Raw genomic sequence first — 26,259 nt, 5'->3', positions numbered from 1 at the left:
GCCAACCTTTAATTACCAAGAAGCCTATATATCTTTCTCGATCGATAGTCATTTTTGCTTAGCAAACATAGCTATATACAAACCTGACAATACGATAATCATGCCGAGAAGTTGCTGCCACTCTACCGTTGAGCCATACAGTACTACCGAAGCCAGCGTCGCAACGATGGGAACCAGATTTAAGTACATGCTCGCTTTCATTGCCCCGATTTGTTCGACTCCTTTGTTAAAAATGATATATCCAACCAGTGTTCCGCACACAACCATATAAAGCATCTCCTGCCATCCTTGCCAAGACATATGGGGAACCCGCTCCCACCCTCCTTCCAGCAAAGAACTAACCGCGAGCAGCAGAGAGCCGAATAAAGTCGTCAACGTAGTTGTGAATAACGGCGACACATCCTTCATTACCGCCTTCCCTGCCAAACCATATAGCACTCCGCATATCAATGCTGCCACAAACATCAAATCTCCGATATTCAATGACGAGGATAAAAGCGCGTCCAGCGAACCTTCCGTTATGACCACAAGCACGCCTATCGATGTAAGAATGAGGCCAAGCCCTGTTCTGCCGCTCCATGATTCCTTCAGAAATAGCACAGCTCCCAGTGCTGTGAACACGGGCATTGTCGCGATAATCAAGGAACCATTAATGACCGAGGTATAATGCAAGCCGACGAAGAACAACGCATTATAGCCGAATATACCTGTCACAGCTATAAACAGCAAGCCTTTCCACCGCACCTTCAGCACATCCATTTTCCATACGGATTGGATGGTGACGATCAAGGCCAATATCATTCCTGCCATGCCGAAGCGAATCGTGGCAGCCACTAGCGGAGGAATCTCGGTCACGACATGCTTCGCCGTTGCGAACGATCCTCCCCAAAATAAAGGAACGAGCAGCATCCATACGTACATTGAGCTCCATTGCGTTTTATCCTGCTTTGCCATGTTTCCATTCATTTTGTTATCTCCTTCTCCATTATAATAATTATATGTTTAAACATATAAACATATAATTCAAAAAAAATTAGTAGTTTGTCTCAATCGCTGCAATCAGCTCTTTAATTTGAGTCATGAATTCACTGGCGCGCAACGAATAATACTTCTCCGTTCCGTTTCTATCAAACGAAATCAGATCGGCTTGACGCAATATTTTTAAATGATGCGATACAGTAGGTCTGGAAATTCCCATTTTTTCCGTAATTTGATTAACATTCAAGCTGCCTTGCTCCAGAAGCAGCATAATGATCTGTTGGCGGTTCTCGTCTCCCAGCGCTTGAAAAATGGGAGTCGCTTCTTTGAATTTGTCCAATACCAGTTCTTTATTTCTGCATTCGAACGGTTCCATCCAACTTGCGCCCCCTTATGTTGATATTTTTAAACATATTCATTTTATGCCATCGCTTATCGTTTTTCAAGCGCCCGTTATACGAAAGAGCCCTCCTTCACTTGTAGGAAAGCTCTTCTGCTTCATGCCTAATTAAGGTGAGGTATGTTAAGCCTCCGGCGTGCATCTTTTAATTATGCTAGTTTCCGATGCAAATGCTGCACATAACCCAGTTTTGCCATCTCTGCTCTTTCGCTAACGCTTCCAGGCACCAGAATGACTTCCTTGTCAGCAAGCTGCGTTTCAGATTCGTATCCGAGCGTTGCCGCCATCTGGTTATAATCGGACAGCTTCACGGCAGTATGGCGGGGCGACATGCCGTGAGCCATTAGAATGCCGAATTCTCGCTTGCGTGTCTTCCAGAACGTGCTGACCGAATATAGGCAGAAGAAGAACGAGAACATGAAAATCAAATATTGCGTTATTTTCATGCCCATCGTTTCCAAGCGGGAATGTCTGCTATAACCTGGCCATGGAGCCGCTTTGTTTCTATCAGTCCTTTGCTTCATTCTCCCCTTCATTCAGAAGACAGCACACCGATAGATGTCTTCAGGTGACTGTCACCGTCCATCGGCCGTTTCATGCCATGCAATCCGAAACCTCATGTGCTTGATTTGGGCGATATCCTCCTGACTGCATGGGAGAATGGACACCTCTACGAGTTCCCTGCTGACCGAATGGGAGAATGGGCATATGGGCCATTATTAGACTGGCCGCTCGTGTGAAGGGAAAGGGAGCGATCCGTCTAGCATTGACGCAAAAAAAAAAGAAACCCTACCTCAAGAAGACAGGGTTTCTCCGCAAGGGAGCAGCACTAATTGGAATCCGGGTCCAGCACTGTATAGCTCCAGAATCCGCCTTTCGCATCAATATTGGCGCTGAGGGTCGGCTGGCCTTTCTTCATAAACGTATAATTATCCTTCTTGATGGCGACATCATAACCGGCCAAGTCGATATCGAACAGCTTCTTCACCATCGGCTTGGCTGCGGCGATGGCCTGATTCTTCGCATAGAACGGCTTTTTGTCTTTTTTGGCGGCTTTACCCGTCTTGTTGACACCCCCATAAGCTGATGTTTGTTACCTTGCCCGTCTGCGACTCAATATCCACGACATAATTGGCAAAGGTGTCATAGAACTTCCAACCATCATACTTTTCACCGGCGTAGTGGATTGCTGCATCCAACTGCACGGCTTTGCCGCCGTTCATCGTCTTCAGCGCGTTCAGCCCGGCATTTAGCGCCTTCTTATCTGTCGCCTGGTCGAACGGGTAACTAATCGCAGCATCTTTCACTTTGAGTGTATCCGCATCAAGCGTTATTATGATATCTTTTCCCAAAGTGAGCATATCGGAGCCATGCTTTACAACCATGTCTTTCCCCGTCATAACCCACTCATGCACCGTGCCGTCGCTCAGGAACTTCTTCTCCCGGCTGACGGACTCTGCTGCGAACGTTTTGTTCGGATCAAGCTTGCGAATCACCTGCGTCGCCGCATCCTTGACTGATTCGTTCAGTTCACTCCACTTATAGTCGGGCTTTCTTACACTCACGCAAAAAAAAGACTGCCCGGCACAATTGCCGGCAGCCTCTTCTTCTATTGGATGTATTTCATGATACGGCTCACATTATTTCAACGTTTCCGTCAATACAGGCACGATTTGCGATTTGCGCGATACAACGCCTTTGAGAACGGCTTTATTATCAACCAACGACACGTTGTATGCTTTCTCGACAGCATCTGCTGCGCGGCCAAGGGCCAATGCAACGGAGTCATTATTTAAAATATCCGTTACAACGAAGACAAACAAGTCTAATCCCTTTTCAGAAATAATAGTAGACAGGGCCGCTTCCACTTCAGCTTGGCGTGCCAGAACATCGTTGACATCCACGGCATTGACTTGTGCGATTTCCACCTTGGCGCTGCCCATTTGGAACTCCTTGGAGTCAAGCGAGACGAGCTGCGCAATCGTCTTGTCACTCAGATCCGCACCGGCTTTCAACATATCCAAGCCATAGCTTTCTGCATCCACGCCGGCGATGTCCGCCAATTCACGGGCTGCCGCCACGTCTTCTTTCGTGCAGGTCGGGGATTTAAACAACAGAGAATCGGAAATAATTGCGGATAACATCAATCCCGCAATTTCTTTGCGGATGGAGATGCCGTGTTCCTTGTACATTTTCTTAAGAATCGTCGCGGTGCAGCCGACAGGCTCGGCCCGGTAATACAGAGGACCGCTCGTTTCGAAATTGGCGATGCGATGGTGATCGATGACCTCTAACACCTGAACTTGATCGATGTCGTTGGCGCTTTGCTGGCGTTCGTTATGATCGACCAAAATAACGCCCTTCACTTCGTTCGCTACCGTGTCAACAAGGCGAGGCGCATCGAATTTAAAATGATCCAATGCAAATTGCGTCTCCCCGCTAACGCTGCCGAGGCGGACAGGCTCCACATTGAAGCCCAGCTGGGATTTTAAATCAGCGTATGCAATTGCGGAACAAATCGTATCGGTGTCAGGGTTTTTATGTCCGAAAATCAGAATTTTCTCCATCATCTTACTCCTTTTTTCATATATTCTGCTGAGCAAAATTATACACCAGAACTCTTTCATAATAAAGGCGTTCTGATAAAAGCAAGCTAGATATGTACAGCGACCCTCGAACGGTTTCAAACATTTTTTAAAATTGAGAAAATCAGTTGAAGGGGAATAGGGAATTTCCACAGTCTTACAGGATGATATTGGAATTTCCAATTCATTCATCCGGTCATTCGGATAAGGAGGAATCGAAATGAAAACACGACAACGATATACCCGACAATCAGGTAAAAGGGGACTGCTCTGCACACTCGCGCTGACGATGGCCTTGTCGCTGTGCGGTCCAGTCTACGCGGCGGAAGGCCCAGGCGCTGCCAAGCCTGCCTCGTCCTCCACAGCCGCGCCAACCGTGCAAACACCGTCAGCAACTGCAGGGCCGACGGATTCGAAGGAAGTGGAGGCGTTCGCCGACAAGCTGTTCACGTCCCCGCAGCTGAAGAACGTCCCCGGCGCCGTCTTCGTGGTCGTGAAGGACGGCAAGGTAATTTTGAGCAAGGGGTATGGCTACTCTGATGTAGCGGCAAAGAAGCCGATGGATCCCGAGAATACGGTCATGCGCGTAGCATCCGTCACGAAGCCGTTCACCTCCGCAGCACTGTTGCAGTTGGCCGAACAGGGCAAAATAGACTTGAAGGAGGATGTCGAAGCCTATATGGGCGGCATCAAAATTCCGAGAAAGATCGATGGTCCGCTGACGGCGGAGCACCTGATGACCTATACAAGCGGTTTTGATTTTTCTGATACCCCGAGCAACACCAACATTAACAACACGTCCGATTTCCTGCGCCAATTCATGCCGACCGTTGTACGCAAGCCCGGGGAGACCTATATGTATGACAACTTCGGCTTCATGCTGCAGGGGTATATCGTGGAGCAAGTTGCCGGCATCCCGTTCAATCAATACGCTAAGCAGCATGTGCTGGATCCGCTTGCCATGAACCACAGCAGCTTCGTTATGACGCCAGAGACGAAGGCCAGCTTAGCAGTCTCTTATGAGCCTACAGGCAAGGTCCTTCCCTACTATGAGCTTATGCCTGCGGATAGTCCGGATGGCAGCCTGCTCTCGACCGGAGGCGATATGGCGAAGTTCATGATTGCGATGATAAATGAAGGAACGTATAACGGCAAGCGCATCTTAAAACCAGAGACGGTGCGCAACATGCTGGAAGTGAAGGTCTCCTCGCATTCAAAGCTGCCGAATGCGTCCTACGGTTTCGAAACGAGCTACCGCGAGGCCTTTAACGGTCAGAACGTCATCGGCAAAGGCGGAGATCTGCCGGGCTTCAGCTCATGGATGTGGCTGCTGCCTGAGCATAAGACAGGCGCGTTCGTCATTTTCAACCGGAACGATGGCATGACCGATAACTTCCGCACATACATCTTCAAGTCGTTCATGGACCACTATTACCCGGATAATCGGCCGGAGCCTGTCATCTTGAAGCCGACGCAAAAAGAGCTTAAGCCGTTCGAGGGCAGCTATCGCGACTTGCGCACAGGCTTCTATGTTCTTCGTGTGGAAGCGCAAGCGAACGGCACGCTGGAATTGGTCGATCCGTTCTCCGGGCGGCAGCGGCTGCGCCAAGTGGATCCCCTGCTCTTCATTAACGACCAAGGCAAACAAATCGGCTTCAAACGGAATGCGGACGGCAGCATCGCTTATCTAGACAAGGGAGATGTCGCCTGGTCCGAGAAGCTGCCCGCAACAGAGATCGCTTTCAAGGATATCGGCTCGGAGCATCCGTATCGCTCCTATGTGCGCGACCTAGTTATGCGGGGCGGCATTGCCGCTGAAGCAGGCGCACGCTTCTGGCCGAGGAAGGCAATAACGCGCGCCGAATTCGTCTCGATGATAATGGCCAGCATGCATTTGAAGCGATCGGCGAATCCGCCGGCCTTCTCCGACACGATCGGCCACGCGGCGGCACAAGACATCCAGACGGCAGTCGATTGGGGGGTTCTCACGGCCGCGGCCGATAAGCGTTTCGAGCCGGACCGGCCGATAACCCGTCAGGAAGCGGCCGCCCTCATCTGGCGGATCGCTTCCCTGCTCGGCGTGCCGAAGCAGGATGCGAAGGTATCTGGCGATACCGGCTCTTGGGCGCTTCCGGCCGTGAAATACATCGTTGCCGGCAAGAAGCACGGCCCGGAAGTAACGCCGAAGCCGGACGGCTCAGTCGATTACAACTCAACGCATGCCATGCTGCGCCAGGAGGCGGCCGCACTCATCAGCACGTTCCTCGCCAGCCCGATGCAGTAACGAGGCTGAAGCCTGGGGCAAACCGCAGCCCGCTAGAACCGGATACCGCAACAAGCCAGCCTCGGACGCACTTCACTAGCTTCCGAGGCTGGCTCTTTCTTTTACCGCTCCAATCGAGGCTCATGTCATGTCCGCACTCGCTTCACCAAACGCTTCGGCGCTGCCCGCAGATATGCTTCTTCAAGCAATTATCCCAGCTCACCCCATTCCAGCGGCTCGATGGCCTTGACCGAAACCCAGCCGTGATGGCCGATATACGGAGTTTTGAAAAATCGGCCTTGCTGCAGCAGGATTTCTTGGGTTTCCCGGTCCGACTTAAAAGATAAGCCAGAGCCTTCTTCATTTTCGCCCATCATAACAAATGACTTGCCATTGACTTTAAAGATCCCCCTTCTACTTTGAGTTGAAACTTATATCCCCCAATAATGGAGTGTTTTTACGTGACAATCATCTGAACCAGCTCCGCGGAGTCCTCATTGTCTCATCCCCATTGGATTTTGTGCAATCAAACAGAAGCGTATCCCTTTTTGCACTTGATTCCATTGGAATTTATACAGTCTTTTGACATGTTTCCGCTGTATATTGCTCATACCAGCCGGATCCGCTGTACAAATTCCAGTCCGCATCCGATTTAATCGCACTCTCCGCACATTTGACTGTATGTTTTCCAACGGGGACAGCTTCGAGCGTGTAAATCAATGCAACTCCGCTTCCCATCAAGCGGAGCTGGCACGTTGCCTCTGCGAAATGACTTATCGCAGAACTTTACGAAGCACAGCAGTTCCTTCCAGATCCGGTCCAAACACATCGGGAATGGTGGCAACCGGAACGAAGCCATTTTTTCCGTAGAAAGCGATGACATCATAATCCTCCGCGTATGTCATCATGAACATGCAATATGCTCCCCGGCTTCTCGCAACAGCTTCCGCATGCTTGAGGAGAATGGAGCCCATCCCTTTTCTTCTATGCTGCTTGCTCACGCCGATATCAAGGACTTCGGCTCTAGCTCCTAGCGCGTCTATTCCTGCTGGCGCTTCTTCATGCAACATGACAACAATTCCGGCCGCCCCCTCTTCATCCTGATAACCATAGAACTTGGCGCCCCGGCGAAAATGCGTGCTAATCCGTCTCCGCAGCCACTGCTCGTGCTCTGGATTGCTGCGGTTCAGGTTCACATGCTCGACCTCGGCGAGAATGTCCAAGTAGGGCTCAATATCTTCTTCTCGTATTTCTCCAACCATCTTAGTATCTCTCCTCTGCATGATGAAATAGTTATACTCCGAATTATCGGATAGCCTAATAAGCTTTTGATGTTCGAAGCCTGACTTTTCAAGCACCCTTCTTGAGGCCGCATTGAACGGCTTGACGACGGCCACGATTTCTGGAAGGGTCGAGTGATGAAATACATATGAAATCATTCCTTGCACCGCTTCTGTCGTATACCCCTTGCTTCGATAATCCTTCGATATCGCATAAGCGACTTCCCGCTCCGCTTGAGGCAGCATTTCGTTCGGAAATACCCCGCACCAGCCGATTAATTTCCGGTCTTGCCTGTGCTCGATGGCCAACAGAACTCTGACATTATCCGGATTATAGGTGTCGTAAGAGGAGATGACGAAATCCAGAAATCCCCTTATCTCCTCTTCGGACATGTTCCAGTCCGGGAGTATGTCCGTAATTTCCGTTTGACGGGTCAGTGAATATAAAGCGGGAATATCAGCCCTTGTGAATTCTCTCAATCGTAACGATTCCGTGGCAAAACCAAGCTGTTGTCTCATTTATAAAACACCTCTCAAAGTGAATGAAATTTCTGTATCCGCATTTGTCCAACAAAAAACGGAGTGCCCCAAATAGGCACTCCGCAAGTATATGCAATACTTTCGCTGAGTCCTTGTAATGGGTCAAAAGGGCACACTTCTCCCGTTGTTCAAACACGGAATTTTTGTGCTATTTGGCAACCATTACAAAGAAACTGGCATGAAGTATAAATTCCCCTTTCCAATATCTAACTCCAAATCTATCATAAATATAAAATAGCTGTAAACAAAATTTTCATATTGCGTGAACCTCCCCGCTCCACAACCGACTCTAATGTATTAGATGCAATTTAACGAGGAGGAACTAAATATGAAACCTTATAAAATATTAATTTCCGCAACGATTGCTGCAGGTCTATTTATGACGAGCCTATCCGCTCTGCCGGTGCACAACATTGCTTACGGAGCGTAACAACAGAAGCAGGGGGAGAAGATCAATAAAATAACTTTAGCCGATCTTGACCCGAAAGTGCTGGACGACGCCAAGCAAGCGTTAACAATACTTCAATTTGGACTTGAAGGGTTATGAGGTATCCGTAGAATATGATGAATATACGTTTGCCAAAAAAGGAAAGCCGACCGTCAAAGGTACGATCAATAATAAAGGGGAATTGTGGAAGGTGATCGTTTCCCCGGCCGCATCCTGAACAGCGAACGGAAATTTTGCAGTAAGTCACAAAGGAGATTATAACATTGCAGCAGCTAGAGCATGAAGTAGAGCGGGTCCGCCAAGGCGACAAGGATGCGTTCGGAACGCTCATTCGGGCTCATGAAGCCTCCCTTTACAGAATAGCCAAATCCATTGTATCTTCGGACGAGGATTGTGCGGATGCAATTCAAGAAGCGGTGCTGAAAGCGTACCGCTCTATTCATACATTGCGGGAACCGCGGTATTTCAAAACTTGGCTCGTTAGGATATTGGTGAACGAATGCCGATCAATTTTGCGGAAGCGAAAACAGACCGTACCGTTTATCGAACTTCAGCATGCGCGTGCGGAAGAAGACGATTACATGCATATTGAGACCCAAGAGATTGTCGATTCGCTGGAGGAAGACCTGCGCATTGTCGTCACTTTATTTTATATTGAAGATTTGCCTCTCAAAGAAGTGGCCGACATGCTGGATCAGCCTATCGGCACGGTCAAATCGCGCCTCTACCGAGCGCGTCAAAAACTGGCCGAACTATTGAATGTCACTAACGGCAGCGGAAAGGAGCTGACAACCTGATGGAGTCCAAAGTGGATGAAGAAATTCGTCAGCGGTTAACGGCAGGATGTGCCTCGGAGCTTCCCGAGCTGGTGAAGACGCGGCTGGAAGAGACACTTCAATCCCTTGACGCTGTGCCTGTGCGAAGAAAAACGCGTAGCCGCAAGCCATGGTTGGTCGCTGCCGCCGTCATCCTTATCATTGGCGGCACGCTGGCGTCCGGCTTCATCTCCCCTGTAATGGCGGAGACACTGAAAAAAGTGCCGTTTATCGGTCAAATTTTTGAAACGCTCGGTGATGAAGGCCTCCAAAATGCGAACCGGAAAGGATTGTCCGCGCCGGCTCATTTAAGCGCCGCCGATCAGGGCATTACCCTTACCATTACAGAGGTATTGTACGACGGCGTCCAGGTCGTGCTCGGAATCCAGGAGGAATCGGACAATGCATTACCTGCGCTTGACAACAGCTGGGACAGATATGAGATTGAATTACGTGACTATTATGCTGATGTGAGCGACATATGGACGCATAAAGCGACATGGATGATTTCAAAAACGCCAGCGCAAAATATTGGAATTTTGAAGTTCGAATCTGTCTATGGCTTGGAAGCGGAGCGTGACACCAAGCTGCCCGACGAGTTCACCGTTCCATTTTCAATCAAGCAGGTGGGAGAGGTAAGCGGGAACTGGGAGTTCAACGTCCCTGTCAAATTCAATGATTCACAAACCCTAAAAATAGTTCCGATGGAAACGAAGCAAATAAAGAATGGAAAGGGCTCTATCACCCTTCAATCCGTAATCTCGACGCCACTCGGAACAGAAGTGAGATTCAAGATTGCAGAGGATACCTCGCCGGATAAACATAAGAAAAACTGGAGTGGATGGAATAGTTCCTATATCTTAACGGATGAGAGCGGATTTATTATTCCATCGATGGGCGGTAAAGGAGGAGCGAGTGTTCAAACCGATAATAACACGGTGACCATGGAATTTGTATTTGATTACGCCCCATTGCCCGAGCATGCCAAAAAGCTCATATTCAAGCCCTATTATTCCGGAAAACGCTATGGAGACAACGCCGTTGTACTGGATCCGAATGCTTTGCCGGTAACCGTACAGCAAGGAGAAATCGGTTCGATTACGATACGAAGCATTGCGTTCAACCCGGATAAGACGGTGCTGCACTATGATGTTGAGGGCAACTCCCCGGAAGATCAAACAAACGCCATACTGCTTATACAAGACGGTGAGCGCGTCTGGTATAGAACCAAGTTATTGAAAGTAGAAAATGGGATATATTCGTACGTTATGGAATGTGATGATCAGCCACTGCAAAAAGACAAAGAAATCAAATTCTATACAAGCAAAATGAGGAAGGCCACCTTCTTCAAGGAGCTCGAATTCGAAATCCCTATACAGTAACAGCATGGCGTCATGGAAGTTGTCTGGGCCACAGATGAAAGACACCCCCTAGAATGGACATTGAGCATATCTCAGTGTCTCTAGGGGGTGTGTCGTGTTATGGCTATAATAGCGCTTCCTTGTAGTAATCAATGACATTCGTCCGGCGAAAGCCGCACGACTCATACAATCCAAGCGCGCGCTCGTTGCTGACGGCTACCTCCAGCTCGAAGCACGCGATGTTCAACTCGCGCCGCAGCCGCTCGATCGTCCCGGCAAGAGCGGCCCGTCCTAATCCATGGCCCCGCTCCTCTGGGCGCATACAGAAGCCATAGATGAACGCCGTATCTCCCTCAAGCAGCACGCCAAGCTTGCCGACGGCTCGGCCGCCGCTCTCAATGATGTACGTCAGCTCCCGCGTCGATAGCGCCGCCGTCGCCAAGTCATCCGCTTCCTGCTCCGGCAGGCCGAAGCCGACCCGGTTCAGCTCAGCCAACATGGTCACATCATCAGCCCCAGCTTCGCGCAAATGAATCTCCCGCTGCTGCCCGCTTGGCAGCGGCGCATTATCAGCATCTTTCCGCTCCATCACGTATTCGGAGAACGCATATGGCAACCCGCGCCGCTGCAGAAATGCAACGCCGGAAGCGGAATCCCGCGAGCAGATGTAAATGACTTCCTTCGGCCCCCGTCGAGATAACTGCTCAAACGCTTCTTCCACCATTCGCATAAACATCCCTTGCCGGCGATAATCGGGATGCACCATTCCGCTCAGCTCTGCTTCCGCCGGAATAATGATATAGATGCCAAGGAACGCCACCAGCTTGCCATCCTTGTAATAAAGCACATCATTCATTTGATCCGCCGGCCGTGCCTGCAGCATATCCCAATTCAGCTTCAATCGGATGCCGTCATGCTCTTCACACGCTTCAGCCAGTTCACGAATCTCCGCCTGTTCTTGTTCGTCCAGTCCTTGCTTCCATATCAACCCTTGCCGCAACCTACCACACCTTTCATCATAAGTAAAAACAATCTATTGGCTCATACTTGATTAATATATTAGACAAGTTTCCATATTAATCCTTCAAAACGTTCTTCACATATCCGAAGGACTTGATAATTTCATTAATGAAAGCGAGCTCGTCTCCCATCGGTTCAAAAAAGATGACCAAAGGTCATCAATCGAAATCAAGAAATACCGTCGCATTGTAATAACGTTTCGCTACCGCTTGCAAATAGGAGGTTTGAACGGAAAGGGCCGAGATGACAAGAATATTGCTTACCCCTTTTTGCTGGGCCTTGGATATGCCCGTCATCGACTGGGCGACTCGATCGGCGTATGCCTTCACCATATTATCTAATAGCGTATCTTGGGAATTCGCGGTCGAAGTATGCCCGACAATATCGAACATCTGGTCATTATTCGCATCCAATTCTTCGAACATGGTAGAATATGCATAATAGAACTGAACAGGCTCAATAAATTCAATAATGTCCTTTTCCCTGCCAAAAAACAAAGTATGGAATAGCCTGCGGATAGAAAGAAAATCCAAATTGCTTTTCAAATCATCAATAATAAACAATAAAGCGGCTTGATTAATGGAATATTTTCTTCCTTCCTTAATGACAAATAACTCTTTAAAGTCACGTTTGACCCAATTCTGTATGGATGTAATCGAAACATTCGAATACTCGATCAGACTCCCGAGATCTGCAATCTCTTGCAAAGAAAAACCGTTGAATTGGATACCCTGGATGACCTTCTCAATGACAGGACGCATCTCCGTCGTCAAAAAAGCAGGGAGCGAAGCGCCCTTCTGACAGGCTTGCTGGTGATTTTTAGACCACGCCGTTTGTAGAATAGTTAGTGGCGACTGTTCGTGGTTTCCTTGCAGCGAAAGCAATAAGGATGACATCTCTTTTCTCGTAAGCGTCATTGACTCCATCATGCTTCCCTCCTCACAGCATATTACAAGTTCATGTGAACCAATCATAGCACCATTAGAAATCGCTTGTAAAGAACAGTAAAACTAAGAAAATGAATGCGTTGACTCTATTTAACGGAATTAACGTGCTGGTTTAGCCTTCAATGTTTGAAGCGGTTATTTGTATATCTATTTATAAGTTCGTATAATTAGTTCAAATGAACTCCAAAATCTAATATAAAAAGGGATGAGACAAAGTAATATGGGCATAGGATTTAATCTATTCATAGTTGCCATACTCATTGTGTTGACCGCCTTTTTCGTCGCTACGGAGTTTGCTATTGTAAAGCTCCGTTCCAGTCGTGTGGATCAACTCGTGCTGGAAGGACGCAAAAATGCATTGGCCGTTCAACGCGTAACTAGCAACTTGGATGGATATTTGTCGGCATGTCAGCTGGGTATCACCATTACAGCCTTGGGACTAGGTTGGTTAGGAGAGCCTACAGTAGAAGCCATGCTGCGCCCCCTCTTTGACAAATGGCACATTCAAAGCGATATCAGCCATGTCATGTCATTCTTAATTGCGTTTATTTCGGTTACATTCCTGCATGTCGTTATCGGCGAGCTTGCTCCCAAGACAGTGGCGATTCAGAAGGCTGAAGCTATCAGCTTACTAACAGCTAAACCGATTATATATTTCTATAAAATAATGTATCCTTTCATTTGGATCCTCAACGGTTCCGCCAACCTGCTAATCCGTCTGTTCGGATTGAAGCCGGTCAAGGAGCATGAAGAAGCACATTCTCAAGAGGAAATTCAAATCATCTTGTCCGAAAGCTATCAAAGCGGAAAAATCAACAACACCGAATTTGGTTATGTGAACCGAATTTTCGCTTTTGATGAGTTGCTGGCCAAAGAAATTATGGTGCCACGCACAGACATGATCTGTTTATATACAAATCGTTCCCTGCAAGAGAATATGACCATTATTCGCAAAGAACAGTATACCCGTTTTCCGGTCGCAATCAACAGTAAAGACCATATTGTAGGTATGATCAACACGAAGCAGCTCTTCTTAGAATACGACAACAATCCGGACTTTGACTTCAAGAAGCTGGTGCATCCGATTCTCACTGTGCCCGAAGTCATTCCAATCAAATCGTTGCTAAAGCAAATGCAGCAAAAACGGGTTCATATTGCGTTGCTTGTAGATGAGTTCGGAGGAACATCTGGCTTGATTACGATCGAAGATATCCTCGAGGAGATTGTCGGAGAAATACGAGACGAATTTGACACTAATGAACGAAGAGATATCGAGAAGTTGGATGAGAACTGCTACTTGATCGATGGCAAGGTGAATCTGCACGAATTCAGCAATCTTACCGGAATTATTATCGAAAATAAAGAGGTAGACACTATCGGAGGCTGGGTATTCAGCGAGTTCCCCGATATTCAGCCGGGCGCAGAAATCCAATATGAACATGTCAAAATGATTATTCGGGACATAAGCAAAAACCGGATCCGCAAAATAGAAGTGATCATTGAAGAAAATAAACCTGCGCCAGATAGCGAAGATGCTCCAGTGGAACAAAACTGCTCTATTCATTAATGCACAACCTTCGAAACCAAGTATGTGCTTGTTGTCAAGAACTTATTGCAATGAGAGGGTATCCGAACACCGGATGCCCTCATTTTGTGCTCTAGCTGTTAAGCTGAGAGGCGGCCGCTTTTTGAATATGAATGAGGATGTCAAACGCCTGACTTAACGAAATGTCCACATAGCTAGGTTTACTAGGATCGGCACTTGCAAATCCAATTGCAAAAGGACGCTGTTCGTTCAACCATTCTTTCGTTACCCCGCTTGCCTTGCGCACATCGACAAAGTATTGGTCCGCATTCCAAGAGTATAATTAAAGCTGCTTAGATCGTCCGCTTGTATTTGATTGGCAACAACCTCATTATTCGAGTTTAAAGCATTAAACTGGCCTTCATATAAGGAGGTTCCGATAGATACATAGTGTTCACCGTAATACTCTGCCAAATGCTGCCCAGCATATACTTGCGGCAGCATATTTGTTTTTGCAATGTGTCCATTGTGAGCCCATACAATCGTTTTTCCCATGTGTTCCTGGGTCCACAATTCCTTGCGACACAAGTGCAGTGAAACCTTTGCTTCGTCAAGAGGCTAGCGCGTTACTTGATAAAGCTTTTGGTTACCATATATTACCGATAAAATCGAAGTGAATGACCCCGTTTGTCACTTAAAGGAGAAGTCAGCCCCAATGCTGATATACGCATTAGGGCTGACTTCTGTCCTGTGCTTCCCCACTTTGTTATCGCCTAAACGAATCCCCGAACAAAGCGATCGGATCATTGGCAAAGAGCCTCTAAATGATGCAAGACAACAGATTTAAGCACGTCAGGAGTAGCGCGGCCAGGCTGCATGACAGCGTGCATGGCCAAGCCGTCAACAAGCGCATACAAACGCTCCGATTCGATCTCCCGGTTAAGCTCGGGACGCGCCAAGCCAGAATCAATAAGGAAGTCTATGCAGTGCGCAATGGTCGCTCTCAGCTCATCGTACACTTCATTGCTTAAAGATTGAAGAGCCGGATCTACGAGTGCCTTTGCCGTAAAGCTGAGCCACACCTCCATTTCTGCACTTCGCTCTTCATCTACGGGCAATATCTCATATATGATCCGCTGGATATCTTCAAGGGGGTTCCCCGAAAATTCGCTGCTTCTGATGCGGGCTTTCACCCGATCGGATACCAGTTTCATTGAAAAGGCCAACAGTTCGGATTGGGTGGAAAAATAATGGCGCATCGATCCCGCCGAAATTCCGGCTTCCATCGCAATGGTGCGCACAGATGCGCGCTCCATTCCTTCCCGGCGGATAACCCGCCAGGTGGCCTCCGCAAGTTTTTCTTTTCGTTCTTCATGATCCACAATTTTAGGCATGAGCACAGTATAACAGATATTGCCTTTTTAATACAACCGTGCTAAATTAAATAACACAGTTGTATTAAATAAGGAGTGGGAGCATGATCGGATGGTTGATTTTAGCTTGTGAAATCGGTTTTTGGGTGTTTATCCTATTGGGGTTGTTCGCAAGATACCGGCTGCGTCAGCGAACATTGGGATCTGTGCTGTTGTTTTGCACTCCGCTGATCGATATATTGCTCATCGTATTTACCATTATCGATCTGAAGAACGGAGCAGCCGCCACTACCTTTCACGGCTTGGCGGCCGTATATGTCGGCGTGTCCATCGCATTCGGGAAGCGAATGATCCAATGGGCAGACGATCGATTCGCGCATTTGTTCGCAGGCGCCCCCCGCCCCCTGTCTCTTCCGTCAAGCATGGCGCACAACACGCCAAACAGGAACGCGCCGGCTGGTATCGGCATGTTCTCGCATGGGCGATCGGCCTCTTACTATTGTTTGGCATCATATATAACGTGGGGAATGCAAATCAAACAGAAAGCTTGTTGAAAACGGCGCAGTTGTGGACGGCCATTTTAATCATCGACTTTATTTGGAGCTTCAGCTATACGCTGTGGCCGCGCCGAAGCTAGAAATGGCAAGCTCAGGACTGTCGCTCCGGCAGGTTCAATGCAAATAAGAAAGGATGCGCACAATGAACCGAATTAAATTGCTCGACATATTGAGAGGGTTCGCCATTATCGGCACGCTCGGCACGAACATATGGCTGTTCGCCCATCTCGGTAATTTGGAAGCCATCTTCCCCGATCCATCCCTGCATTGGTGGTCCTCACTGGACAGCATCATTTCAACTATCGTCATGTTTCTCGTTAACGGCAAATTTCTCGGCATGCTGACGATTATGTTCGGCGTAGGTTTGGAAATGAAGCGGAGGAAGGCGGATCGGCTCGGAACAGCTTGGCCTGGCATATATTTATGGACATCATTCTTGCTGCTTGTGGACGGCTTGCTGCATTATTTCCTTGTCATGCAGTTCGATATTTTGATGAGCTACGCTGTTACAGCCATCATCGTATCATTCGTTGTGAATCGAACCCGGAAGACGATTATTCGTGTCATGCTGTTCACCGGAATCGTGCATTCGTTCATGGTAATCTCCGCTTTTGCGTTAATTACCTTGGCAAATGCCTCTGTGTCCACGGGGGACGCGTTCAAGAGTGTCATAGCGCTATTCCAAACAGGCACATGGTTCGAACAAATCGGTTATCGGTTTGAAGCATTTTGGATGTACCGGTTCGAGTCGATCGCAATACTGCCTATGAATTTGTTTCTCTTCTTGTGCGGCGTCCTATTGTTCCGTTCCGGCGCGTTCGCTGCGGACACGAACGGGCAAGCCATCCGCCGCAAGATGCTGCGTTGGGGGTTAGGGCTGGGAATTCCGCTGAACATGCTCATATTTGTTCCGGGGCTCTCATTTGATATTCCGGTTCGCTATTTATTTGCGCCTGTGCTGTCACTCGGTTATATAGCGATTATTGCGAAAGTGATGGAGCTGAGTCGGTGTGGCTGGTTGTTATCCCGCTTGGAGGAAGTCGGGAAGACGGCGCTATCCTGCTATATGCTGCAAAACATTCTCGCTTCCGTTATTTTCTATGGCTGGGGATTCGGTGTCGGAGCAACCTCTGGTTCGTCGTTATTTACCTTTTTCATGTGGGGACTTATATCGGCTCTAATGATGGTATTCGCTCATCTATGGCTTCGTAAATTCACCGTCGGTCCGATAGAATGGGCTTGGCGGCGGCTGTCCGATCTGCCTGCTGACCGGAAACGCTCTCTTTCCGGTTAAATGGCCGCGCTGCAGCCCCTTTCTTAATAAGATGACTCCTGAGAAATCAGGAGCCATCTTATAACAGGAGGCGCGCAGCTGATTCCGTGAATTTCGGTCATTCGAGGCAAGTCTGCCACTCTATCACCGAAATAGGACATGGTAAAGTCAACCCCCCGCTTATTTTCCATCCAGCTAAATGGAGTCACCACAACAACCATTACACGGGGAATTCAATCATGAGTTACTCACATTTTAATATGATCGAACAGGGGAAGCTAGAGCTCCTGCAATCAAGGCTGGTCCACCCGAGTCACAGTGAAAGAACTAGGACGCCACCATTCAAGTGTTGCTCGTGAGTTGAAACGCAACTATATATCGCTGATCCCTATTCGTCATGGCAAAGAAGAACCAATAAGAATGCCAATGGGTTCCTCAGAGAGTCCTTGCCCAAGGGACATGTCTTTGCTAGGGTCACAGAGGAAGAACTTTCACATGAAATGTAATTGATTAATAACCGACCAAGAAAATGTCTTCGGTGGAAAACGGCGTACGAATCATTCGTGAGTGAACTGTCGCACTTGGCTTGACAATCCGGCATATAAAAAAAGGACAGTGCCTAAGCACCATCCTCTTAGCCTACAATTACGATCCTACAAATAACCTCGTAATTGTAGCAATTGAAGATATTTCACATAATAGTTGTTATCTAGCGAACATTTTTCTTGGGAAATACCCAGCATAATAGTGAGATCGTTGACTAAAGCCGTACAAATTCCTTGCACTGTGTAATTACTCATTGTTTCACCATCATCACTTATCAGAATTACACGGAGTAATTCTCCGGCTTGTATTTTACTCCAATCGGTCTCAAGTGAGTTTGGTGATCGTCCATTCTTATATTCTTCATGAAACATTTTATCCGTATCACTAAATACTCGTTTCAAAATCTTTTTCTCATCAATTTCGAAACACTTAACTATCTTTTCATAATTCCCTTGCCGATCATATTGCAAGTCACTTAATGATGACTTAGGGATCTCTTTGGCAGAATATCTTTCTTTTAACATTCTTGCAACTGCAAGAGTAGTATATTTAAGCGGAAATTGTTGTTCAATGAATTTTTTGTGAAGTTCCTCCACCTAACTACACCTCCGCTTGTTTAAAAGAACGAATGTCCACCTACACGATTCCAAGTGTGACAATGAATTCAGGAGTCATCTTATAACAGGAGGCGCGCCGCTGATTCCATGAATCCTTCGGCCCAACGTGAAAAAGAGAGGTCTTTATCCCAAGTCACCTGATTCGTCGCTTTGGCACATCCCCAGACTAATATCCGGCGATGAAGCATGTGGACTTTGAATCGTTCCATGAAGGCCTCTTTGGTATCAGAGCCATCGAAATAAACGGTGAGGAACTGTCTTGCCAGCTCTTCTTCCCCGTTCTCTACATACAATTCAGTCATTCGGGGCAAGTCCGCCACTCCATCACCAAAATAGGAGGTGGTAAAATCAAACACGCCGCTTACTTGCCATCCATCCGTATTTTGCTGCAACAGGAAGTTCTCTGGTTTAAAATCGCCCATAACGAAACATGGAGAGTGCAATTCATCAAATGCAGCAGCCGAGCTTGCCAATACATCTTCAACCCATTCCATGTCTTTACCAGTAATTACTGAATACTTCTTAGCATCATCGAGCCAATATCGAACGGTGTTGTACAACCATGTTTTGTAGGAGCCTTCAAAGGGGCGCACCAGGTGATTATCGGGATTGAACTCCCCGTATTGTTCCACTTTCCAGCTATGTAACTCGACTAAGGTTGCGGCCAGCAATTGCGCTATTTCTTTTTTGTCTTCTGCGTGAAGGCTTGCTTGCAATTGCGGTGCGTTCAGATGCGTCCCGGGCAGACGAGGCATCAAGGAATAGCTCCAGCCGAAAATGTCATCCGATTCATCGATCAAATAGGGAGCAGGAACAGCCACATTCGTCCGTTTGTCCAAGTGCTCTACAAAGAATTTTTCCTCTTTGAATTGCCCCTGAAAAATGGGATTCCCTTTCAAAACAAACTCACCCGCAGAGGATGTGACAAACATGGTTTGGCCCATCACGCCGTGTGCTGTTTTTTCCGAAGAAATAAGCTTCCCGAGATGAAATCGGTCAAGCATGAGCTGTAATTGATGGTCCTCGATATCTCCCAATTTATTAGAGGCGAAATATATTTTCGCAGTCAATTTATTGTCTCCCCGTCTGTATATGATGCCTTATGATGCCTACGAATGCCCATGAGTCCACCCATATGCTCACTTCTTTATGGCGTGCGCAATTTCATAAGGCACCAAGGTGTTGTTGACTTCATTTGCAATTGCTTGAACATGATCAAAGAGAAAAAAGTGTCCTCCTTGAAATTCATGGAGTCTGCACGATTTGGAAGTATGGGTTCCCCATCCCTGCACTTCATTGACAAAGGATTCGCCGCTCCCATACCAAATGCTCATATCCGTGTGCAACTTGTCCGCCTTCTCTTCATATTCGTACTGCTCAATAATCATGAAGTCGTGCCGCAAAATAGGCAAAAACAAATTAATTAGTTCTTTGTTCTGGAAAAACTCTTGCGGCGTTCCTTCCAGCTCTTCAATTTCTTTCAGAAATTGTTCTTCCGGCAGGTCGTGAATAGGCTTATCCTTCTTCCTCAGGTGGGGAGCGGTGCTGCCTGAGCAGAATAAATGAACAGGCAGCGGATGTCCCTGCTGCCGCATATAATGGCACAGCTCATACACAATAACTGCCCCCATGCTGTGCCCCCACAGAGCATATGAACCGCTATCGATATGTGGAATAATCTGTTCTGCAATATCTTCGACGGCATCACGAATCGACTTATAGAAGGGGCCGCCAAAACGTTTGCCCCTGCCCGCCAATTCCAACGGTATAAGCTCTATGGCATCACCCATGACATTTTTCCATGGGTTGTATATCATTGCGGAGCCTCCTGCATATGGAACGCAAAATAGTTTTACTTTACTCATGACACACTCCTATCGATACCGATATGATATTTGCCGTAGCTGCACGGCTTCTTGTTCCGGTTCGCCTGTATCCTAAATCATACTAAATATAGGATGTCGAAGTAAGGTGGAATTTGTAAATTTACAAACATTTATGCGCCCCGCGATTTTGATTACAGAGTTTGCCCGCTGTCCACGGTAATGATTTGACCTGTCATCGATTCTTGTTCCAGCACCGAACAGATGAGATGGGCGATATCCTCCGGTGTCGAAATGCGCTGCAGCAGCAGATTGCTGCTCAATCGGTTCATCTTCTCTTCCCGTCCTGCCCACCATCTTGTCGCGACGGCTCCCGGCGCCACGCTGCACACTGTGATTTCCGGCGCCAAAGCGCGTGCCAGCGATTTTGTCAGCCCATGCACCGCCGCCTTGGATACGGCATATGGAAGCGAGGAGCCTGCCCCGGCCAATCCCGCAATGCTGCCCACGTTGACAATGGCGCCGCGTTTATTTTCCTTCATGAAGGGAGCAACGGCCCTTGCACAGTAAAACATGCCTTTAACATTAACCGCGTACAACTCATCCCATACTTCTTCTGTCGCCGCTTCCAGATCGTCCAGCGGAATGTGCCGGGTAATACTGGCATTGTTGACGAGCAAATCGACAGTTCCGAATTGATGGACAATTAGCTCGACCATGCTCCGCACTTCCCCGTCACGGGACACATCGGCTTGTATGGCTATAGCGCGTCCGCCTTCGTTTTCAATCATTTGCGCCGTCTCCTCCGCCTCTGCTTTTGATCGCGAATAGTTCACGGCTACAATTGCTCCCCGCCGAGCCAATTCGATGCACGCAGCCTTGCCGATCCCTGTTCCGCCGCCGGTAACGAGAACCACTTTGTTTTTTAAATTCATCTCATCCACTCCTTTTCCATTGTTGCGCCAATTTCCCCATGTGGCGCGAGTTGGGCAATACCGTTCCCGAACGACCAATTCTCTACGTCAGTCTCCGTTACAATAATCATGACATCCTGCGTCCGAATTCCTGCGGCTGCATGCAGCCGTTCGGCGATGCGCGCATATAAAGCCCGCTTCTTCGCAAGCGTTCGGCCTTTCATCGTTATTTGAATATAGATCATGTCTGCCGTGCGGTTCATATTCAAGTAGTTCGGGTCATAAAAAAATTCATTTTCTCCATGCTGGGTAATCACTTGAAAGTAATCATCTTCAGGCACGTCGATGGTCTCGATCATGGCGCGATGTATGTTCCGGCTTATATTGCGGAGTTCTGCCTCCGATCTTCCCGTGCGCAGGTCAATTCGAACAAACGGCATATGCGTTTCCCCCTCTGCAGTATTCTTGTAACGATATTGTATATCTCTCTAATCGTTTTGTATAATTGAATTAATTGAATCGATAATTCAATATTATTGAACAACGGAGGTTGAAATGGATCTGAAAGCATTAAAGACCTTTCATAGGATCGTGTCACTCGGGGGCTTTAACCGAGCGGCCGAGGAACTGAATTATGCCCAGTCCACCGTGACGATGCAAATTAAAAAGCTCGAAGCGGAGTTGGGTATTCTATTGATCGAACGGGGTAAACTATTTCAGCTCACCGAAGCAGGCCGAGTGTTCCATCAACAAAGTACGCATATTGTAAAGGATATAGAACATCTGGAAGCCACAATGTCCGATATGTTAGTGGGAGAGGCAGGAAATATTCGTGTGGGGGCGGTAGAACCTATCGCCAGCTGCCAGTTGCCCGGCATATTAGACAGATTCTTATCCAAATATCCGAAGATCCGCATCTCGGTGGACATTGCGAATACAGCCGCCTTAAGCGAGCGGCTTCTAAAAGGAGAGCTTGACTTGGCTCTCTGTTCGAGACAGGACATCGGAACCGCTCTTTACTTCGAACCGTTATTTTCAGAGGATCTTGTATTTCTAGTTCCAGAGCGGCACCCGCTTGCAAGCAACCCGACGCTCTCTTTCGAGGATATTAAACATCATCGCATGCTTCTTACATCCAAAAATTGTTTATATCGCAAAAAAATCGAAATCGCGCTGCAAGAACGATGCGAAAATCAAGTGGAAACGATGGAAATCAGCAGTATGGCTGCCATGAAACACTATGTAGAGGGCGGGCTCGGCATTGCGCTAGTTCCCAAAAGTATCGCATCCCCGCAGCTATCGGGTACTGTCGCTCGCAAAATAAATGGCACCCGGATCAGCATCACTTTTGGCATGCTCTGCAAAGCTGCCGATTATCCATTGAAGCTGGCTTGTGCAAAGCTTTATCAATATCTCAAGCAAGAACTGGCTGGACCCGGAGATACGTTGGATGATGACTCCTCTCGTAGTTGATTTAGATAAAACGGCAGCCAAGAGCTTGAAAATAAAGCTCTAGACTGCCGCTCCCGGTTGCATTATATAGAATGGCTGAGAAACCAAGCATACAACTCCGGATTATCATACGTTGTCGTCCAAGAGTTATGTTTCAAGTCAGGATATACCGTGAATTTGACGTCCCCGCCATTGGCTCGAAGCGTTGATACCATTTCTTCTGATTTAGCAAGTGGCACCACATTATCCTTTGCGCCGTGAAAAACCCAGACGGGTGTTCCTTTTAATTCATTGATACGTTTGGGATTGCCGCCACCGCAAATCGGAGCGATTGCCGCGAACCTTCCCGGATATTCGGCTGCCAAGTGCCAGGTTCCATAACCACCCATGCTTAGCCCCGTCAAGTATATTCGCTTTGAATCTACGTTGTGGTGTGCCGTGATCTCATCCACTAGAGCCATGACAGCATCTTGTTCAACATTCCAAGAAGAATCCGCCGGGCATTGGGGAGACACCGCAACAAATGGAAAGTCTGGCTTCTGTTCCACAATCTTTGGGATACCATGTATTTTTACCAATTCAATATCATCGCCGCATTCGCCTGCCCCATGAAGAAACAGGATCAGAGGCCATTTCTTTGGAGATCCTTTTTCATATCCATCTGGCAAATGCAAAAGGTAGTTTAATTGCACCTTCTTTTTCAATTCTTTTTCCATCCGCAAAACAGTTTGACTCATAAGACTCATTCCCCTCCTTTCGACTAACATTTATTTTCCTCTAACTTATTTTACTCCCCTGCCAGCTCGGTTGACAGCCTGAATTTCGCACTAACGCTCCCCGTTTTAAAGCGATTGTTTAATATTACGCAACATGTAATCCGCATAATCTAGCAGGCTCAAAAAGGCCCGCAGGATTAAGCCCCACAAGCCCTTTTGCAATGATTATGAAATTAATGCTCTTTATTTTCCTATTTGAATGACAAACAGGACCAAAGATACCCCCGCATCCAATCCTGAATCAATCCAGCTGCTGAGAAGTGCGAGTCATGGATACACTTGACTCTCTCACGATGAGGCGAGGTTCGAATTGAACCCGCTCGTAAACTCCCTTTTTTTGCTCTATAATCCGATTCAACAACAGTTCTGTTGCCACTCTTGCCACTTCAGCCCCCATAATCGAGACGGAGCTGAGTTTCGGCGTCGTAATCGTGCCCCACAGTATATTATCGATGCCAACGACAGCGATATCTTCAGGCACGCGGATACCTAATTCTTTGAACCGATTAACCAAACCAATTGCGATCATATCGTTTCCCGCATAGATAGCGTCAGGCATATTCGTAAGCCCAGTAAAGTAATCGGCTGCCTTCATTCCTGTCTGCAACGAGAAATCATCACCGAAATAGACCAATGATATATCGACATGATGCAAGGCATCTTCATAAGCGAAAAACCTCTCCTCGATAATATCTTTGGGAGCGCCTGCATAAGCGATTCTAGTTCTGCCAATGTTAAGCAAATGCTCCATGACTAGTCTGCCTTCCTGAGCGGACATACTTACGATATCCGCCTTGACATCCGAGTCTAATTTTTTCCCGTAATTGATGATGGATATAGGAATACTGGATTTATTAATCCAGTCTTTTAGTGTTTTCGGATAGGCAAGCGGCAATAAAAGGAGTCCATCAACATGAAGCTTCTTTACTTCCTTTAAAATTTCCAGCTCTGCTCTTGCATTTCCTAACGTATTGATTTGAACGACGCGATAGCCATAGTGTTTGGCAGCTTGTTCGACAGCATATGCAATTTCCGGAACAAATGCGTTGCGAATATCAGGAACGGCTAGCGCAATTTGCTTGGTTTGACGCACTTTTAAGCTCTGGGCAAAGGCGTTAGGTATAAATCCAAGCTCTTCTATGGCTTCCATGACTTTAGCTTTTGTTTTTGGACTAATTCCATCCGCATTATTAATAGCTCTGGATACAGTCGCGATGCCGACACCCGCTTTTTCAGCTACATCTTCAATCGTAACCTTTTTATTAACCACTTCGAACATCCCTCCTGCCAATGATGGAATTGCTTCCAATTTACGTTTAGAACAAATGAAACACATCATTCCTTAGTATATACATTATTCATTATAATTTCCCGCGGGTGTTTATCATATTTGACATCATGGCGATAGTGTGACATATTTAATATCGGAAACGTTTCCAATATTCTCTATCTATTTCCATGATTTTATGATATCCTTACAACATTTTTTCTACACTTCTGGGGAGATGATAGTAATGAAAGCATTGAGATGGCATGGTGTAAAGGATTTACGCTTGGAGAACATTGAAGAACCGGCAGCTCTAAAAGGAAAAGTGAAAATTAAAGTCGAATGGTGCGGGATTTGCGGCAGCGACTTACATGAATATACAGCAGGACCTATCTTTATTCCAGAAGGCAGCCCTCACCCCATAACGGGAGAGATGGCTCCCATTGTCATGGGACATGAATTTTCCGGGCAAGTCATAGAAGTTGGTGAAGGTGTAACGAAGGTTCAACCAGGCGATCGGGTTGTGGTGGAGCCGATCTACGCTTGCGGTGAATGTGAAGCCTGCAAACAAGGAAAATATAATCTTTTCAGCACAATGGGCTTCCTGGGCCTTGCTGGCGGCGGCGGTGGATTTTCTGAGTTCGTGGCTGCAGAAGAATATATGGTGCACAAAATCCCTGAGCGTGTGTCTTATGAGCAAGGCGCTCTAGTGGAGCCCTCTGCGGTTGCCCTTCATGCAGTCCGTCAGAGCAAGCTGAAAGTCGGGGATCGTGCAGTCGTGTTCGGTACCGGCCCTATCGGCCTGCTAGTGATTGAGGCATTAAAAGCATCTGGCGCAGCGGAAATCTATGCCGTCGAGCTATCCGAACAACGCAAACAAAAAGCAGAAGAGCTGGGCGCCATTGTACTAGACCCTTCCAAGCTTGATGTTGTGAAAGAACTTCATGAACGGACAAATGGCGGAGTAGACGTCGCTTATGAAGTCACCGGTGTTCCCCGTGTATTAACGGACGCCATTGATTCCACAAGAATTGGCGGCGAAGTTATGATTGTAAGTATTTTCGAAAGAGAGGCTGCTATTAAGCCCAACACAATTGTAACGAAGGAACGCACAATTAAAGGAATTATCGGTTACCGTGATGTATTCCCTGCAGTTATCAGCTTGATGGAAAAGGGGTATTTCCCCGCCGATAAGCTCGTTACGAAACGAATCAAGCTTGATGAGGTTGTGGAAGAAGGCTTTGAAACCCTCTTAAAAGAAAAAAATCAAGTCAAAATTCTTGTCAAAGCAGAATAAGAAGAAAAAGTCGGATTTCTGTAAGAGCGGAAATCCGACTTTCCTTATCTCGCAAGTTCTATATTGATCGAGACAACTAGCCGCAGGCTTTCCTCATTAAAAGTAGATTCGTGCGTTAGATAGAACGGCGTCTCCACATAGCGGATCGTGAGCACAAGCGAGCGTATTCGTTTCATGCCATGCTCTGATCCCTCTCTTTCGT

At 47.4% G+C, this 26,259-nt stretch carries 26 protein-coding genes and 4 pseudogenes; 10 read left to right on the top strand and 20 right to left on the bottom strand.

Features of this window, described 5'->3' with window-relative positions:
- Positions 1 to 48: 48 nt before the first annotated feature.
- From A372_RS0123915 to A372_RS0123890, 6 genes and pseudogenes are all read right to left on the bottom strand, one after another.
- Positions 49 to 966 (bottom strand): DMT family transporter, encoded by a 918-nt coding sequence (locus tag A372_RS0123915; protein WP_019423443.1) that lies wholly within the window; start codon positions 964 to 966, stop codon positions 49 to 51.
- Positions 967 to 1,033: 67 nt separating this feature from the next.
- Positions 1,034 to 1,354: an ArsR/SmtB family transcription factor gene (locus A372_RS0123910; RefSeq protein WP_019423442.1), complete on the bottom strand. Its 321-nt coding sequence runs from the start codon at positions 1,352 to 1,354 to the stop codon at positions 1,034 to 1,036.
- A 344-nt stretch (positions 1,355 to 1,698) separates the two neighbouring features.
- A pseudogene (locus A372_RS38015) lies at positions 1,699 to 1,812 on the bottom strand (FtsX-like permease family protein); the annotation flags it as partial.
- A 395-nt stretch (positions 1,813 to 2,207) separates the two neighbouring features.
- Positions 2,208 to 2,369 (bottom strand): hypothetical protein, encoded by a 162-nt coding sequence (locus tag A372_RS37605; RefSeq protein WP_019423440.1) that lies wholly within the window; start codon positions 2,367 to 2,369, stop codon positions 2,208 to 2,210.
- Between the two features lie 64 nt (positions 2,370 to 2,433).
- The gene (locus tag A372_RS0123895) at positions 2,434 to 2,943 is read right to left on the bottom strand and encodes a hypothetical protein (RefSeq protein WP_157259673.1); all 510 of its coding nucleotides are present in this window, start codon (positions 2,941 to 2,943) and stop codon (positions 2,434 to 2,436) included.
- A gap of 75 nt (positions 2,944 to 3,018) precedes the next feature.
- Positions 3,019 to 3,945, bottom strand: coding sequence for a manganese-dependent inorganic pyrophosphatase (locus A372_RS0123890; protein WP_019423438.1), 927 nt, complete (start codon positions 3,943 to 3,945; stop codon positions 3,019 to 3,021).
- A 238-nt stretch (positions 3,946 to 4,183) separates the two neighbouring features.
- Here A372_RS0123890 and A372_RS0123885 point away from each other — a divergent pair, with 238 nt between their 5' ends.
- Positions 4,184 to 6,247 (top strand): serine hydrolase, encoded by a 2,064-nt coding sequence (locus A372_RS0123885; RefSeq protein WP_019423437.1) that lies wholly within the window; start codon positions 4,184 to 4,186, stop codon positions 6,245 to 6,247.
- Between the two features lie 188 nt (positions 6,248 to 6,435).
- Here the strand turns inward: A372_RS0123885 and A372_RS34665 are convergent, their stop codons facing one another.
- Both A372_RS34665 and A372_RS0123870 read right to left on the bottom strand, forming a co-directional pair.
- Positions 6,436 to 6,633, bottom strand: a complete 198-nt coding sequence (locus A372_RS34665) for an MmcQ/YjbR family DNA-binding protein (RefSeq protein WP_272943480.1) — start codon at positions 6,631 to 6,633, stop codon at positions 6,436 to 6,438.
- Positions 6,634 to 6,999: 366 nt separating this feature from the next.
- Positions 7,000 to 8,025 (bottom strand): GNAT family N-acetyltransferase, encoded by a 1,026-nt coding sequence (locus tag A372_RS0123870; protein WP_019423434.1) that lies wholly within the window; start codon positions 8,023 to 8,025, stop codon positions 7,000 to 7,002.
- A gap of 732 nt (positions 8,026 to 8,757) precedes the next feature.
- Here A372_RS0123870 and A372_RS0123855 point away from each other — a divergent pair.
- Positions 8,758 to 9,291 (top strand): sigma-70 family RNA polymerase sigma factor, encoded by a 534-nt coding sequence (locus A372_RS0123855; RefSeq protein WP_019423431.1) that lies wholly within the window; start codon positions 8,758 to 8,760, stop codon positions 9,289 to 9,291.
- Entirely contained in the window at positions 9,291 to 10,691 is a 1,401-nt protein-coding gene (locus A372_RS0123850; protein ID WP_019423430.1) for a DUF4179 domain-containing protein, read from the top strand. The genes A372_RS0123855 and A372_RS0123850 overlap by 1 nt, the downstream gene beginning before the upstream one ends.
- 103 nt (positions 10,692 to 10,794) lie before the next feature.
- Here the strand turns inward: A372_RS0123850 and A372_RS0123845 are convergent, their stop codons facing one another.
- Positions 10,795 to 11,658, bottom strand: a complete 864-nt coding sequence (locus A372_RS0123845; RefSeq protein ID WP_051004538.1) for a GNAT family N-acetyltransferase — start codon at positions 11,656 to 11,658, stop codon at positions 10,795 to 10,797.
- Positions 11,659 to 11,848: 190 nt separating this feature from the next.
- Positions 11,849 to 12,616, bottom strand: a complete 768-nt coding sequence (locus A372_RS0123840; RefSeq protein ID WP_019423428.1) for a DUF1836 domain-containing protein — start codon at positions 12,614 to 12,616, stop codon at positions 11,849 to 11,851.
- A 241-nt stretch (positions 12,617 to 12,857) separates the two neighbouring features.
- Between A372_RS0123840 and A372_RS0123835 the strand changes: the two genes are divergently transcribed.
- Complete coding sequence (locus A372_RS0123835; RefSeq protein WP_019423427.1) at positions 12,858 to 14,204, top strand: hemolysin family protein; 1,347 nt, start codon at positions 12,858 to 12,860, stop codon at positions 14,202 to 14,204.
- Positions 14,205 to 14,295: 91 nt separating this feature from the next.
- Here the strand turns inward: A372_RS0123835 and A372_RS36665 are convergent.
- Positions 14,296 to 14,732, bottom strand: a pseudogene (locus A372_RS36665) (erythromycin esterase family protein); the annotation flags it as partial.
- Between the two features lie 233 nt (positions 14,733 to 14,965).
- Positions 14,966 to 15,556, bottom strand: coding sequence for a TetR/AcrR family transcriptional regulator (locus A372_RS0123825; protein WP_019423426.1), 591 nt, complete (start codon positions 15,554 to 15,556; stop codon positions 14,966 to 14,968).
- Positions 15,557 to 15,639: 83 nt separating this feature from the next.
- Between A372_RS0123825 and A372_RS34660 the strand changes: the two genes are divergently transcribed.
- From A372_RS34660 to A372_RS38805, 4 genes and pseudogenes are all read left to right on the top strand, one after another.
- Complete coding sequence (locus A372_RS34660; RefSeq protein ID WP_337484736.1) at positions 15,640 to 16,089, top strand: hypothetical protein; 450 nt, start codon at positions 15,640 to 15,642, stop codon at positions 16,087 to 16,089.
- Positions 16,090 to 16,234: 145 nt separating this feature from the next.
- Positions 16,235 to 17,386: a DUF418 domain-containing protein gene (locus A372_RS0123815; RefSeq protein WP_019423425.1), complete on the top strand. Its 1,152-nt coding sequence runs from the start codon at positions 16,235 to 16,237 to the stop codon at positions 17,384 to 17,386.
- A 218-nt stretch (positions 17,387 to 17,604) separates the two neighbouring features.
- Positions 17,605 to 17,737, top strand: a pseudogene (locus tag A372_RS39670) (IS30 family transposase); the annotation flags it as partial.
- Positions 17,734 to 17,955, top strand: a pseudogene (locus A372_RS38805) (transposase); the annotation flags it as partial. The pseudogenes A372_RS39670 and A372_RS38805, both read left to right, overlap by 4 nt.
- Before the next feature lie 63 nt (positions 17,956 to 18,018).
- Here A372_RS38805 and A372_RS0123810 read toward each other — a convergent pair.
- The 5 genes from A372_RS0123810 to A372_RS0123790 form a co-directional block, all read right to left on the bottom strand.
- The gene (locus A372_RS0123810) at positions 18,019 to 18,507 is read right to left on the bottom strand and encodes a hypothetical protein (RefSeq protein ID WP_019423424.1); all 489 of its coding nucleotides are present in this window, start codon (positions 18,505 to 18,507) and stop codon (positions 18,019 to 18,021) included.
- 80 nt (positions 18,508 to 18,587) lie between these two features.
- A complete protein-coding gene (locus A372_RS0123805) occupies positions 18,588 to 19,598 on the bottom strand; it encodes a phosphotransferase family protein (RefSeq protein WP_019423423.1) in 1,011 nt (336 codons plus the stop codon).
- A 69-nt stretch (positions 19,599 to 19,667) separates the two neighbouring features.
- Positions 19,668 to 20,393, bottom strand: a complete 726-nt coding sequence (locus A372_RS34655; RefSeq protein WP_036705169.1) for a thioesterase II family protein — start codon at positions 20,391 to 20,393, stop codon at positions 19,668 to 19,670.
- A 152-nt stretch (positions 20,394 to 20,545) separates the two neighbouring features.
- Positions 20,546 to 21,286, bottom strand: a complete 741-nt coding sequence (locus A372_RS0123795) for an SDR family NAD(P)-dependent oxidoreductase (RefSeq protein ID WP_019423421.1) — start codon at positions 21,284 to 21,286, stop codon at positions 20,546 to 20,548.
- Positions 21,283 to 21,705: a tautomerase family protein gene (locus A372_RS0123790; RefSeq protein WP_019423420.1), complete on the bottom strand. Its 423-nt coding sequence runs from the start codon at positions 21,703 to 21,705 to the stop codon at positions 21,283 to 21,285. The genes A372_RS0123795 and A372_RS0123790 overlap by 4 nt, the downstream gene beginning before the upstream one ends.
- Positions 21,706 to 21,820: 115 nt before the next feature.
- On the opposite strand from A372_RS0123790, the gene A372_RS0123785 reads away from it, so the two are divergent.
- Positions 21,821 to 22,738: a LysR family transcriptional regulator gene (locus A372_RS0123785; protein ID WP_019423419.1), complete on the top strand. Its 918-nt coding sequence runs from the start codon at positions 21,821 to 21,823 to the stop codon at positions 22,736 to 22,738.
- 62 nt (positions 22,739 to 22,800) lie between these two features.
- Here A372_RS0123785 and A372_RS0123780 read toward each other — a convergent pair whose 3' ends face one another.
- Positions 22,801 to 23,454 (bottom strand): prolyl oligopeptidase family serine peptidase, encoded by a 654-nt coding sequence (locus tag A372_RS0123780; protein ID WP_019423418.1) that lies wholly within the window; start codon positions 23,452 to 23,454, stop codon positions 22,801 to 22,803.
- 280 nt (positions 23,455 to 23,734) lie between these two features.
- A complete protein-coding gene (locus A372_RS0123775) occupies positions 23,735 to 24,772 on the bottom strand; it encodes a LacI family DNA-binding transcriptional regulator (RefSeq protein WP_019423417.1) in 1,038 nt (345 codons plus the stop codon).
- Positions 24,773 to 25,007: 235 nt separating this feature from the next.
- Between A372_RS0123775 and A372_RS0123770 the strand changes: the two genes are divergently transcribed.
- Positions 25,008 to 26,057, top strand: a complete 1,050-nt coding sequence (locus A372_RS0123770; protein ID WP_019423416.1) for a 2,3-butanediol dehydrogenase — start codon at positions 25,008 to 25,010, stop codon at positions 26,055 to 26,057.
- A 44-nt stretch (positions 26,058 to 26,101) separates the two neighbouring features.
- On the opposite strand, the gene A372_RS39140 is transcribed toward A372_RS0123770, so the two are convergent.
- Positions 26,102 to 26,233 (bottom strand): hypothetical protein, encoded by a 132-nt coding sequence (locus A372_RS39140; protein ID WP_272943479.1) that lies wholly within the window; start codon positions 26,231 to 26,233, stop codon positions 26,102 to 26,104.
- Positions 26,234 to 26,259 lie beyond the last annotated feature (26 nt).

Source organism: Paenibacillus sp. OSY-SE, assembly GCF_000283315.1.
Taxonomy (GTDB): domain Bacteria; phylum Bacillota; class Bacilli; order Paenibacillales; family Paenibacillaceae; genus Paenibacillus_B; species Paenibacillus_B profundus.
This window is presented reverse-complemented; position numbering and strand designations above follow the sequence as displayed.